Here is a 12,979-nt window from a genome sequence, read left to right on the forward strand (position 1 = left end):
CGTAAGCGGTGCGGTCCTGACAATGAATCCAGCGGGTCCGGCTTGGTCTGTCAGGAGTACTTCGGGAACACCCCCCACCCCGGATGGGTCACCCGGGAACCGTCACCAACCCGTTACTTATCTCGGGGACAAAAACAGTGAATTGACCCATCTGCCAGGAGTTCTGAACGATGCGGTTCCTGCCCTGGCCGGCAGGTCCTTGGCGGTCAGGGCGGGAGCGGCGGGTGATTTACCTGACGCTTCAAGTACACCCTGGGCGAAGATGGGCTGGCCTACAAGTAAATTTCAGTACAGCGCCCACTTTGTAGCCACCCCCGGCTGGGACCAGCTGCGCAGCTACACCTCATCAGCAGTGGAGCCGGAAGACTTCGACGATTTCTGGAACCGAACCATTGCCGACGCCCGGGAGTTCCCGCTCGACGCCGAATTCACCCCGGTGGGGAACCTGCTGAGTGTCATTGACAGTTTCGATGTCACGTTCGCGGGCTATGGCGGGGATCGGATCAAAGGCTGGCTGCATCTGCCGGCCAACCGCGGCGCCGGACAGGAGCTGCCCGTGGTGGTGCAGTATGTCGGCTATTCGGGTGGGCGCGGCCTGCCTGGTCCAGCAGGACACAAAATGGGCGCAGGCAGGCTACGCGCACTTCATTATGGACACCCGCAGCCAGGGGTACGGCGGCACCCTTGGTGCGACAGCAGATCCGCATCCCTCCGCCGGGAAGGTGTCCTACGCCGGGCTGATGACGCGTGGCATTTCAGCCAAGGAAGACTACTACTACCGCCGCGTTTTCGTTGACGCCTTCACGGCATTCTGTGCACCATGGCCGACGTCCCGTTCCTGCAGGATTTTCCCCGCGCCATCGACATCGCCCCGCGCGGCCCGTACCCGGAAATTGCGAATTTCCTGGCCCGCCATCGTGACCATTACGAGCCGGCACTCGGGGTCCTGGGTTACTTCGACGGTGTACACCTGGGCCGGCGCGCCACGGCGCCTGCCCTGTTCTCCGTTGCGCTAATGGACCATACCTGCCCGCCATCCACCGTCTTCGCCGCATACAACGCTTATGGCACCGGGCCGGCGGACGCCCCGCAGGCCGCTCCCGCTAAGTCGATCGAGGTCTACCGGTTCAACAACCACGAGGGAGGCCAGGAACACCACTGGGTTGCCCAGTTCCACTACCTGGCGGAGCTGCTGGCCGGTTAGCCCACGCTCGGAACCACTGCTGCGTGCGCTTCAGATCCAATGTTCCGCCCGCCGTGCGTTGCGGAACGAGCGGAGTATCTAGTGTTCCGCGAAGATGCCTTCGGCAACGTCCAGCCCTGCCTCCATCTCGCTGCTGTCCTCGTGAGAGACCGGGCCGACCATCGTGGCGGTGCCCTGTGTGCCAATAATCGCCTTGGCGGAGAGCGCCCGCGATACGTTGACCTCAAGCGGGTCCGGATTGACGAGGGCCTTGCTGTGCAGACGAAAGATCGAATTGTTGAACCGGATCTGCACGTTCCCCAGTCCCGGTGCCGGTACCATCAGGTCGGCGTCGCCGGCGAACGAACGAACGCCGATAACGGGGCCAGGAATGCGTACCGGGTCCGGCGTCGGAAAGACGAACACGCCAAAAGGCGTACAGGTGCCCGTCCCGGGTTTGCCCCCGCCGGGTACCACCTTGGCCAGGAGCTTTCCGATCATATCCAGCAACGGTTTGGGTAGGCGCTTTTTGACCCCTGCGGGGATGATTTTGTCCACCGGAACCTGCAGCATAAATCCGAGTCCCGTATAGCTGTATGCCTGTACCTGGCGGGTCTGGATATCACGTATCCGGTACGCTGCGGTGGTTCGAGCGACACCGAGCATACCCGCCGTTCCGGGTATCGGCAGGGACTGGACCTGGTTCTTCAGCGAGGTGAAACAGATCTCGAAACGATCCGACGATGGCCGCACGGGCGGGGGCCTGAGCCCCGGCGGGTGAACTGATACCTGCACAAGGCGCCTGCGCGGGTCCTCGACGTTGGGGACCGCGTCTTGGAAACCCAACCCGCGCTGGTCCCCCATGGTCACTCGTCCCGGCGGAATGCCGGCCGCGGCCAGCAGACATTCCAGGCAACGCGCCACCGTCGTCATCCGCCAAAACGAAAGACTCACGTTGTGATCGACGTTGCCCGTTCTCGAGGCAAAACCATCGACGCTGATTTTCCACCCGGCGTCGGAGAAGCGGCCCGAGCGAACATCGGCGGCGATCTTTGCCACCAGGATTTGCAGAGCCTGAAGGTGCCTGGCGCGCAGGGCATAGTCATTGACCTTGTAGTCCCAGAGTTGAACTCCGTAGACGCGCGGGTCCTGGGTGGTCCGGGGTTCTGCCACCCCCTCCTTCGTTGATGCACCGCCTAGCCGAAACTTGGGTTCGTCGCCCCGCAGCGCGCCACATACCGGAGCCCGGGGTGAGGGCGCCTCCAATAAAGCGAAGGGTGCAGCCTCCAGTGCGAAAGGACCCGCTTCGTCAAAGGACTCCGATGCCTCCACCGATTCGGCTCCCTCCACTGCCTCCATCGCCGGCAGCGACTGCATTTCTTCAACTTCAGCGCCCTCGTCCGCGTAAAGCGCCTCGTCCAGATACGCTGATTCATCCGTGAACGCGGCTTCGTCCCTCTCCCCGACCGTTGTCCATTCGGCGGCGGGCGCTTCCGGGAGGATGCTGCCCGCCGCCAGCTTCACAACGTCCGGTACATCAGCGGACGGATCCACCAGGAATCTCCAGCCGAAATGGCGGGGAATGTTGCCATGGCTGACCCTGGTGCCTTCGACCCGGAAGCTGGGCGAGGCGGTATTCCGAAGGGCTGCGTGCACGGCCTCGCTGTGTCGGGCCGTTTGCTCCCCTGGCCGGTAGATAACACGGAGGGCGCCCGTTCCGGCCGCCATTCGGCGCTGGGCCCAGCCGATCAACCGTGCCGGGTCGGTGTAGAGGGCATCGAACGTGTAAATCTCGTGCGGGTTGTTGTGGTCAAGGATTGACATCAGCGCCGCCCCGCCGCCGGAATGCGCCGTAAGGATCAGCCTGTCCACCGCCACCGTGGCGCCCGTGCTCGCGGTGAATCTCTCAAGGGCGGCCGCTACAAGGGCTTGGAGCCCACCCGCTTGGGTCAGCGCCGGAAAGGTATAGCGCTGGTTGTTGTGCCCGGCCTTGGTCCGGGGGGCGTGGTTGCCGCGCGGCAACACCAAGAGCGTCGGTCGGGTCCGGGCAGGTCCGCCCGGCTGCTCCGGGTTTGCGATGTCCAGCCCGCTGAACGGCTCCTTCTCCTTCGCGATGTTCAGGGCATATCCGCTGGGCGTGTGCCCATGCAGGTGCACTACCACGTCGACGACGGACGGGCGGGTCATGGCATTCCACTTCAGCACAAGATCGGGATGCGTGCCCGCGTGTGATGCCAGTAGGGGCAACTCATTAACGACCAGCCTGCCGGCCGCCACATCTGATGCGGTTCCCGGATGGACTGGCGGTAGTGGCCGCGGCGGTGCGGATTTCCGGTGCCGCCTGTAGCTTTCGATTTCCGCGAGCGCCTTGCGGTTCTTGTCGCCGCTGAAGTAAGTCCATTTGGCCCAGGAGCCGCGCACGTCAACGTGCGCGAAGTTCCCGCCGATGCCGACGCCGATTCCTTCACCGCAGGCGTCGAGCGCCAGCTTCGCGATCTGCATTCCGTTCAGGCCGGCGATCTTGATGTCCGCCGCTTGGCCGCTGCAGTGGCGGCTGAGCGTTGGGCTCTTCCCAGCTCTGCGGTAGACCGCAACGTTCCGGGCCCAGGAACGGTATCCCGATGTGATCTTAACTGGCCGGGCCGCCCGGTCACGGATGGCCTGGAGCGCTGTCACAAGCTCCGCGGAAATCCTCGCCCGGTCATCGGCCCGGCCCCCGCTGGAGGCGAGTTCGCCCACGGTGAAGTTCCTGGAGAGCTTTTCCTTCCGGACGCCGGCGCCGGTCGCGTAAATGGGGACTCCGGTGTTGTGCGGGTCCCAATGCTCTTCCCCCTTCCCTTGATTGCCGGGGCTCGGGACCAGTACAAGTCCGGTTTCGAATCCCTCATGATGCTGGCCTGTCAGCAGCGGCTCTGCTGCGAGCATTGAGGCAAGTTCGGATTCCTCAACCTCGCCGTTTTCCTGCGCCTGACCGCCCAGTTCCCCGGCGCCGTCGGCGAATTGATCAGCGGCCTCGTCCGTTGCCTCGTCGGCGAATTGATCAGCGGCCTCGTCCGTTGCCTCGTCGGCGAATTCATCAGCGGCCTCGTCCGTTGACTCGTCGGCGGTTTCGTCCCAGCCAAGCTCATTCCAGGCCGCTTCGCCGGTACTCTCGTTCCATTCTGTCTGGCCGGCATATTCGTCGGCATATTCGTCGGTTGTCTCATCCCATGACGTTTCGCTGCCCCCGTCTGGGAGGGAGAACACGCTTGGAGTGGGCCATGACTCGGTGCCAACGTCCGGGACCAGATGCGCCGGGGGCGCAAATATGCTGGACATTTCAAGCTTTTCCATGGTCGTTCTTTCGCTCAGAGCCGGGGCCCGGCTGGGGCCCGGTTTCCATTACTAGACGGGACCGTCACTGGAACGGAAGCCCCGGGGCCCGGGAGCCTGGTGGGCTGCGCTGAACGCAGGTCAAGTTGGGGGCGGCGGGTGGTGATCGCCAGGTCCTTGACCCGCTCGCCGGTGCCCGATTGCCAGAGGTCGATGATGCGGTTCATGGTTTCGGCAATCTTCGGGTTGGCCACGCCGTCCTTCTTGTAGAGCAGTGTCGCCTTGTCCGTGGCGTTGAACATGCCCAATTCGATGAGCCACATCAGGGTGGACACGAGGTCTGCGAGTTCGAACAGCTCACGCGCCTGCCTCGAGGGGGCGATCCCCACCACTTTGCCGATGGCCGACAGCCGGTCGGCTGCATTCCCCAGCCCACCGGCATTGGCATGCAGGTCCACGACCAGTGACGTATCGTATTCAACGGTCAGGTGGAACCAGCTGAGCATTGTGACGTAGGCAAATTCCTCCTGAGAAACCATTCCGCCGCGCCGTCGGAGCTGCAGCATTTCGCCGATGGTTTGGCAAAGGTAGCCGATATACGTGGGATCCGTGGAATTGGAGCCCGAGGAGTTTCTGTCATTTTCGATGCCCATCCAGACCTGCCTGAGCAGTTCGTTCCATAGTTCAAGGAATCTGGTGTTGCCGGCGGTGCCGATGTTGAGCTTCCAGGGCTGGCCTTCCACGGCCTTCGTTGGAGCGTGCGGCAGGTCCAGCCCAAACATTCGCCAATAGATGTTGCGCCGGTTGATGCTGGCGTCCGGCCGCAGCTGGCTGGTCATCAGCCCGCCCATTCCGAAAAGCGGTGGATCGCGGAAGAACAGCTGCTCGGTATTCCGTGCCCAAACCAGGGTATCCACACTGGGCGCCGGAAGGCTCTCACCCCATGCGTAGCGCCGCACCACTTCGCCCAGGATCTCGAAAACGCCGGTCGCTTCCACCAAGTAGGCGTAGAGCAGGTTCTCCCATACCGGCGGGGGCGTCAGCTTCTGAAATGCGGATGTTGGGTTGTAGGGCTGCAACGGAGTTGGCGAACCTGGCGCCGGGTCAATGCCGGAAAGCAGGGTATCGCGAAGCAACTGGGGCAGCGTGGTCTTGGTAACGGCGTCCGGATCCCCCAACGGCACCGGCACCGAACCTCCGCCGCCGAGGATCGCCTGCCAGGCAGGGTTGGCAATTCCGCCTTGAGACCACACTTCTTCCAGCCATCTGCTGAGCTGCAGCGGGTGGACGGCCATTACGGCGTTGGCCTTTTCTTCAAGTTTCCATGCGGGCGCTGGTGAAACTGGATCGGGGATTAGTCCGACTAATGTCCGGAACATGGCTAGTCCTTCACGGTGGCTGAGCCGCCGGGCTGGCGGCGGGAGGGAGTCTCGGATACTGGGCTGGACGGGACCGGGCGGCCGGTGACCGAGGTCTTTTGTTTGCTGCGGTTCCTGCCCTTGTCGTGGAAGTGCGGGACTCCCACGGCTAGCGGCTCGCCATGGGCATCCCAGACTTCAACGGAAGCCACCTCCGGGTCCGCGATGACAAGTTCCCAGTACTCGTTGTCGACGTCGCCTACGGAGTAGAACGACTCGAACGGCGGATGCGGGTAGCGCAGCAGGATGCTGGCCGCGCGGCTTGGCAGTGCCTCGACGAAGGTCAAGGTGTAGCGTGCGTTCCGTGCATCGCCGGGACTGATATCAGGGGATGCGAGGATCGCCTTGTCCGGGGTTTCCCCGTGCCGACCGAAGTTTCCCAGACCGTTGCGGAGGGCGCGGAACTGCAAAATGAGTTGCTGCTGCTCCGGCCGGAGCTCCTGCTGCGGGCCGCGTCCGAAGGCGCTGACCAATTGGGCGACGTTCTGCGCGAACTGCTCGGCAGATCCCTGCGGGGTGTATTGCTCGGTCATGGTGTCATCTCTCCTGCTTATGCGGCGATGGGCCGCTCGCCGCCGAGGCGGCTCAGCCACGTTCGCATTTCGGTTGGCGTGTTTTGGGACTCGAGGCCGCGGAGTACGCTCAAGGCCAATATCCGCAGCGGCTCCAACCGCTGCAGATGGTTCGAGGTGTACAGCGAGTCCCCTGACCGCTGGGCCAAGCGGTCGAGTTCGGCCGGGGACAGCCGCCGAGGGTCTGCGAGCGCAGCAAGCGGAACGCCGTGGAATGCCTGCATCGGTTGGCGCGTGCACACATCCACGATGGTCGGCAGCAGGGGCATGCTCTCGGCCATGATCTCGGCAACCTCGCGGGGAGCCTGTCCCAGCGGGTACCGGGCCAGCCACCCGGCGCCCAGCACGTCCCAGGGCCCGGCTCCGTACCAGGAGCGGCAGAGCGCCACATTAAACTGGACCCGCAGCGCCGATATGGGGTGCGGATCGCCCGGGAGCATGCGATAGACGAGCTGGGCAGGGCCGTCAACAACCGTCGCCAGCGCTGGTACCGGCGCGTAGCCCAGCAAGGCAAAGGCGTACACGTCGCCGGCCACCTCCGCAGCCCAGGCCCGCCATACTTCGGCCACCAGTGTGTTGTGCGGTGCCAAGGCCTTGTAGAGTGCTGTGCCCAGTTCCGTCGTCCACCCTGTCAGGTGTGCCACCTGGTGACCGGTCTCGTGGACCAGGGAAGTCGGCTGCCAGAGGTTGTGCCTGGTGATCTTGATGGCAGCGGCCGGCGACAGGGAGGAATCCCACAGCCGCGCCCCGGCACGCAGGATGGAGGCGCCCAAGCCCTTGTCCAGATAGCAAAGCGCCGGCGGAGTGTCGATGTTCAACGGCCGGAGAACCTGGTCCATGCTGTAAACGGCAAGCGCGTCAAGGCCCCGCAGCACCGATGCCACGACCGGATTTGTCCGGGTGTTGACTGCGTCGCCGTAGAAATCGATGACAGCTTCGGCCCGGCTATAGCGCCGCCGCAGGATCAGCAACTCCGACCTAACGGCGGCGAGTTCGCCAACGGTCTCGGCGGCCTTGAGCGAAAAGAGGGCACGATCAGCGTGGGCGGTGAGGCGAACAACGACGGAGGTCAGGCTCCGGCGGAGGTTCAGGCCAAGGTAAGACTCGAGCTCCTTCCACGCCGCCGGTGACGCCGAAACCTCCAGGTCGCCCAAATCGACGCACGCTCGGCGCCAGTGCCGGATTTCGACACCGAGGGCCGCCCTCGCGGCGGTGGTACTGGAATCAGACATGGTGCCATCCCGGCTTCGCCGAAACGGTTGGCGGCCGCAGGGCGGCTGTCGGATGTCCGGTAACCGATGTGAAGGTCACGGTGAGGGTGACGCCGGAGGCCGGGTCCGCGACGGCGGCGCCCAGCTGCGCGCCCCGCTGGACCAGGTATTTGGAGATTGCGGTACCCGTTGACGCTGCCATGGCTGCGGCGATCCGGTTCGCTGCAGCAGGATCGCTCACCAGGGAGGAGCGCAGCAGCCGTCGGCTGATTTTCGTTGTCAGGTGTGGAAGGTAGATGGCACGAAGTTCCGAGAGTACGGCAGGCAGATCCCGCTGCCCCGAGGGGGCTGAGCGTTGGATGGATGCCAGCAGCGCCCGGGCCCGGCGCTCCGAGAGCCTGATCGCTATCCGCAGTTGCCTGCCGGCCGGATCCCAGTCAATGACGAGCAGTCGTCTGGGCCGGGCGCTCTTGCGTGCCGGCAGCTGCCCGGCGCGGATCCGGAAGTAGCGCTGTCCCGGCACCGGCTGCTGTGCCAGGGGGAATCGATGCAGCGCCAGCGGCGCGCGTCCGAGCCCGGGTTCCCGCAACAGCAGGCCCGCGGCTTCCGCTGTCAGGGGCTGGAATTCGTTGTCGACCGGGTGCTCGCCGGCAGGCAACCCTTCGTCTCGAGTGAAGTGGCCCGGTATCGTGCCCGGCAGCGTCTCGTAAAGGTCGATCTCCGCCTGTACGGGCCAACGGTCAACGCCCCGGTCCAACAGGTACGTTTCCATCGTCCCGCCGTCGGACCATCTTAATGCCCGGGCCTGCTGCCGGCTGATCGGGACGGCGAAGACCTGCGAGTATTTGCGGAACCGGTACCGCGGCCGCAGCGAGCGCGGCATCAGGATCCAGTAGCCCTCTGCGCCGGCAGATTCACGTTCGGGCAGATCTGCCCGCAGGAGCCGGTCGGGCAGGTAGGCCGCGGCGGCCCGCGAAAACGCACGCTGGACCGCGGCGCTGACCTGGAGGGGGTCCTCGAGCGCTTCATCGGTGATCTCGTCGAGAACTTCCATCGCCGTCGCTTCTACCGTGGAGGCCAGGGCCTCCCCGGACAGGGTCTGTTCCTGCTGCGGGCTTGTCTCCAGGCCCAGGGCGGTGAATCCGACGTCGACCCCGGCCTTGGCGATGAGCCGTGCCGCCTCCGGTCCCACCATCCCCTTGATCAGATTCGCCAGCGGAGTGGCAATCAGGTTGATGAGCTTCCCCCGGGCGCCGGTGAGTTTCAGTCCCAGCTTGAGCAGCGGCCGGATGGCAAGGACAACCGGCAGGAACTGTTCAATTTCGGCCGTTGGCGGCTCGGTTCCGGTGTGCTCGCTCAGCGCGCTGGCCAACCGGGTGCGCGCATCATCCAGCCCGGCAGCCTCATCGAACTCGGGCTCGATGTATTCGGATTCGTCGAATTCCCCGGATTCTTCACCGGCGGATTCGACCGGGTACAGCAGGTTTACAAGTTCGGTGTCAAAATTCTGTGCCAGCGCTCCGGCGGACCCCGCAATTTCCTCGGTTTCGGTCGCCGGGAACTCCCCTGCCTCGTCAAGACCAAGCTTGGTCATCAGGATCTTCACGGCCGGCCGCACATAGGAGGGCAGCAAGCGGGTCAGCGGGGCTGCCAGCTTCTTAACCACGCCCTTGAGCAGGGCCAAGCCGATTCCTTTGAGCCTGTTGAGGATAGGTCCGATCAGGTGCTTGCCGATGGTCTGGATGCCGCTTTTGATCGTCTGCAGCCCGCTCTTCGCCAGGTCGATAACGCCCTTCACCGGGTTCTTGATGAAGTTCCCTGCCTGGCGGACCCTCTCCTTGATGAAGGACTTCGCCTTTCGCAGCAGCTTTCCCAGAAAGTTGTCGAAGACCTCCGATCCGAGGGTGGGCGCCGGCTCCAGGGAGTCCAGGAGCTCGTCCAGTTCCTGCTCGCTCAGTCTGGTCAAATCGGTATTTTCCAGGCCCCCGCCGATCCTGTTGATCGAGTTTTCCCATTCATTTGTCAGCGGATCGATCCACTCATCGAGTGCCTCCCGGGTTCCGGCATCCGTCGGCGCCGCAGACCATTCTTGGGCATCGGCCAGCACACGCGAGGCTCCCTCGTTGAGCAGCTGTTCGAGGGCGTCCTCAAATTCCTCGTCATGGAGGGTTTCGAGGAAATCGCGTGCTTCAGCCGTTTCCCGCTCGACGTCGGCTTCGCTGTCAGCCTCGGCGCCAAAGGGGGAATCCGTGTAATAGATCGCTTCGAACAAGGCGTCACCGGACTCCTCGGAAGGAGCTTCGGCCCCCGGGGCTGCCTGGTCGGTGAAATGCGAAAGCCCCGCAAACGGGGAGGTATAGCTCCCGGCTTCTCCGGAAGAAGCCGAATAGGAATCGACGCTCATTTTCCCACCTCCATTATTCCTCTTGATCCCATGATCGGGTCCGGTGTCTTCCGGGCCGTCAATCCTGCGTATCTTCCGGCGTCAGCCGCCGCCCCGCGGCGGGACCGCCGCGCTCCGGGGACCGGGACCGCCGAGTTCCTCCAGCAGTCGCTCGACCAGCACACACACCTCGTCGACGCTGGCGAAGACCCATTGGCGCGCCGGGTCGGCGGGGTTCCCGCCGGTCAGGATGCGGACGATCAGCTGGCCCCCGTCCCGCCTGGCCCGGATAACAATGATCTGGTAGTCGGTATATTCCACTTCTGCAGCTTCCCGCCCGGCCATCGTTTGCAGCGTCAACGTTCCGTCCGCGTTGACATAGTGTTGACACCGGGTGGACGTCGGAGTCTGATGATCAAAGTGATCCATTCACGGCCGCGTATCCGGGGAGGGCCCTGATGCACCCATCACATCGTCCCGTCGTGGCACACTCTGACGGGCGGGTCAGCCTTTCGCTACTCGGAGGGTTCTCCTTGCGCATCGCCAACGCCCCGGTGTCGTTGCCCCTGCACGCCCGCCGCGTTATCGCCTACCTTTCGCTGGACAAGCTCGGGGCACACGACTGCGACCGGACGGTGCTGGCCGAACGGCTGTGGTCCGACTCAACGTCCGAACGTTGCCGCGGAAGCCTCCGGACGGCACTCTGGCGGATCCGCAGCGCCGATTCGCGCCTGATCGATGGGGATTCGGACCGGGTGTGGCTAGCCGACGACGTCGAGGTGGATGTGCACCGCCTGCGCCGACAGGCAGAACGGGTACTGACCGATGTGCGCGGTGAACCCGAACATTCGCAGTTTCTGGCACATGCGGAGGAACTTCTTCCGGGCTGGGACGAGGACTGGCTGTTGCTGGCCCGCGAGCAGTTGCGTCAGATGCGCCTGCACGCGTCCGAGGTAACCGCGCGCAGGCTTCGTGAACGGGAACGCTACATCGAAGCCATCGACGTCTTGCTGGCGGTAGTTGCCGAGGAGCCGCTGCGTGAGTCCGCGCAGCGGCTCCTGATCGATGCTCATCTGGGCGAAGGCAACGTATTCGAGGCCAGGCGGCAGCTCAACGGATATGCCCGCCTGCTGTGGACCGAACTGGGGTTGCGCCCCTCGCCGGAGTTATTCAGGAAGGTCGGCTTGGTCATGCCGGTGCAGGGAACTGCGACGCACTAGTTGCCTGCGCCGGGGGCAACAGCGCCGATACCCTGGTCCGGGGCGAGGGGTCGCAGCCGCGGGCATGCACCGAGGCCACCAGCATCGTCCCGGTCCAGGACCTCTGAATGAGGGCTTCCGATGCCGTCGTCCAGACTTCTCGTTCTTCCCCTGGTTGGAGATCGAAGCCTCCAGTAGCGGCGATGTTCCGGCAGGCCCCCGCCGCCCGCTCCCCGCCAGTAGCGGCACCGGCCAGCGAAAACACCACCATAAAGTGCCTGCACGGACCGCCCCCGGAGTCGTTGCTCACACTGACCCGGATCCGGTCCCCTGCACCCCGGGCCGCCAACCCATGGAGCCGAAGCTTCGGAGCCGGCGACGGGTCGGGAAGCCCGTAAACAAACCGGTGGAAAGCATCGACCACAGACGGCTCACCGCCCGCAACCAGGATGTCGGCCTCCAGCCCGATCGTGGAAAGCGGAGCGCTGCAATGCCGGGCGTATACGGCCCGCATGCAGGCGCGCAGGCGTTCCACCCCCAGCGCGTCGGCCAGCCCGCGGAAGAATCGGCTACCGTCCGGATAGGCATTGACCGCGGTCCGACGGTCAAAGGGACGCCGGGAACACAGTTCCACCGGGGCTTCATTGAAGTCGAAAGCCTCCAATTGGCCGGCGCCGTGCTCATGGTAGGAGGTGAAGGCCTCGTCCCACCAGCCGTCGGCCTGCGAGGCCGGCATGACCCCGCGGGAAAACCAGGAATGGAAAACCTCGTGGGCCAGCGCCCGCCGGGATGTGGTGGCCCCATGGTGGTATTCCATCCCACCGCGGTTGCCGTTGAAGAAGCAGACGAACCGGTTCCCCGGGAACCTGCCGTAGTCCGCCTCGTTCTGCGCCAGCAGACTCTCGATCCTGCCCAGCTCATGGCCGAGGTCCTCCGGTCCGGCGGAGCATTTCCAGGCCTCGACAGTGACGGCGGTGCCCGAGACCGGTAATACCACCGTCGACTTCTGGCCTTCGACGGTGGCCGCCGGGCGGAGCTCCACAAGGTGCGAAAGGGTGGTGAACGACGCCGGGAATGCAACGGACCAGCGTCCCGGGCCGCCAACGGCAACGTCCCCGTTGCTGATCAGCACGTGCGCCACCTCCGTCCCTGTCAGGGTGATGTTGAGGGTGACGGGGAACTGGTCGAACGGAAGGTTGGAGGGGAACCAGGCTTCCAGGTAGCGGCCCGCGAAGAGGTCCGACATGCCCAGCGTCCAACGCAGCGCGGGACCGTCGGACCACTCCAGCACCGGCGGCGAGGCCCCGCCCAGCTCAGCGTGCGGCAACCCCAACCGGTAGCGGAACCGAAGGCTGTGGACGGACCCGCGGTCCTGGAACCGGCGCAGGACCCGGACGGAGCCGGCCGGTCCAGCACCGACGTCGCACCCGCCGATCATTTCCGGATCGAGCGGCACCCCGTCCAGCCAGCAGCTGTCCACACTCTGACGTAAATCGAAAAACGGGTTGCCCCCGGTGGGACCCACCCGATAATCCATCGTCGCCGCGGCCACCGACGTGCCCCGGACTGCATCAAAGGACACCTCGGCCCGAAGCTCCAGGACGTGCACCGGGACCACCATTAAGCTGCCGGCCAGGGTAGCCGGCGGGGCATTGGAAAAGTCCGCGGCCCCAGGGCCCGTGCCACTCACACCTCAGGAAT

Annotated in this window: 8 protein-coding genes and 1 pseudogene; 2 read left to right on the forward strand and 7 right to left on the reverse strand. The window is 64.7% G+C overall.

Annotated elements, in window-relative coordinates; translation table 11 throughout:
* Nucleotides 1-262 precede the first annotated feature (262 nt).
* A pseudogene (locus tag QMG72_RS14490) lies at nucleotides 263-1,204 on the forward strand (acetylxylan esterase).
* Between the two features lie 78 nt (nucleotides 1,205-1,282).
* Here QMG72_RS14490 and QMG72_RS14495 read toward each other — a convergent pair.
* From QMG72_RS14495 to QMG72_RS14520, 6 genes are all read right to left on the reverse strand, one after another.
* Nucleotides 1,283-4,516 (reverse strand): D-Ala-D-Ala carboxypeptidase family metallohydrolase, encoded by a 3,234-nt coding sequence (locus QMG72_RS14495; RefSeq protein WP_283480890.1) that lies wholly within the window; start codon nucleotides 4,514-4,516, stop codon nucleotides 1,283-1,285.
* 14 nt (nucleotides 4,517-4,530) lie between these two features.
* Nucleotides 4,531-5,874: a hypothetical protein gene (locus QMG72_RS14500; RefSeq protein ID WP_226776470.1), complete on the reverse strand. Its 1,344-nt coding sequence runs from the start codon at nucleotides 5,872-5,874 to the stop codon at nucleotides 4,531-4,533.
* A gap of 2 nt (nucleotides 5,875-5,876) precedes the next feature.
* Entirely contained in the window at nucleotides 5,877-6,446 is a 570-nt protein-coding gene (locus QMG72_RS14505; RefSeq protein WP_226776471.1) for a hypothetical protein, read from the reverse strand.
* 17 nt (nucleotides 6,447-6,463) lie between these two features.
* Nucleotides 6,464-7,717, reverse strand: coding sequence for a hypothetical protein (locus QMG72_RS14510; RefSeq protein WP_226776472.1), 1,254 nt, complete (start codon nucleotides 7,715-7,717; stop codon nucleotides 6,464-6,466).
* Entirely contained in the window at nucleotides 7,710-10,100 is a 2,391-nt protein-coding gene (locus QMG72_RS14515) for a hypothetical protein (RefSeq protein ID WP_283480893.1), read from the reverse strand. The genes QMG72_RS14510 and QMG72_RS14515 overlap by 8 nt, the downstream gene beginning before the upstream one ends.
* An 81-nt stretch (nucleotides 10,101-10,181) precedes the next feature.
* Nucleotides 10,182-10,400: a hypothetical protein gene (locus QMG72_RS14520; protein ID WP_226776474.1), complete on the reverse strand. Its 219-nt coding sequence runs from the start codon at nucleotides 10,398-10,400 to the stop codon at nucleotides 10,182-10,184.
* A gap of 161 nt (nucleotides 10,401-10,561) precedes the next feature.
* Between QMG72_RS14520 and QMG72_RS14525 the strand changes: the two genes are divergently transcribed.
* On the forward strand, nucleotides 10,562-11,299 hold the full coding sequence (locus QMG72_RS14525; RefSeq protein WP_226776475.1) for an AfsR/SARP family transcriptional regulator: 738 nt from the start codon (nucleotides 10,562-10,564) through the stop codon (nucleotides 11,297-11,299).
* Here QMG72_RS14525 and QMG72_RS14530 read toward each other — a convergent pair.
* Nucleotides 11,268-12,968, reverse strand: coding sequence for a gluzincin family metallopeptidase (locus QMG72_RS14530; RefSeq protein WP_283480894.1), 1,701 nt, complete (start codon nucleotides 12,966-12,968; stop codon nucleotides 11,268-11,270). The two genes, QMG72_RS14525 and QMG72_RS14530, sit on opposite strands and share 32 nt — an antisense overlap.
* Between the last annotated feature and the right edge of the window lie 11 nt (nucleotides 12,969-12,979).

It is taken from the genome of Pseudarthrobacter sp. PH31-O2 (assembly GCF_030063265.1).
GTDB lineage: Bacteria > Actinomycetota > Actinomycetes > Actinomycetales > Micrococcaceae > Arthrobacter.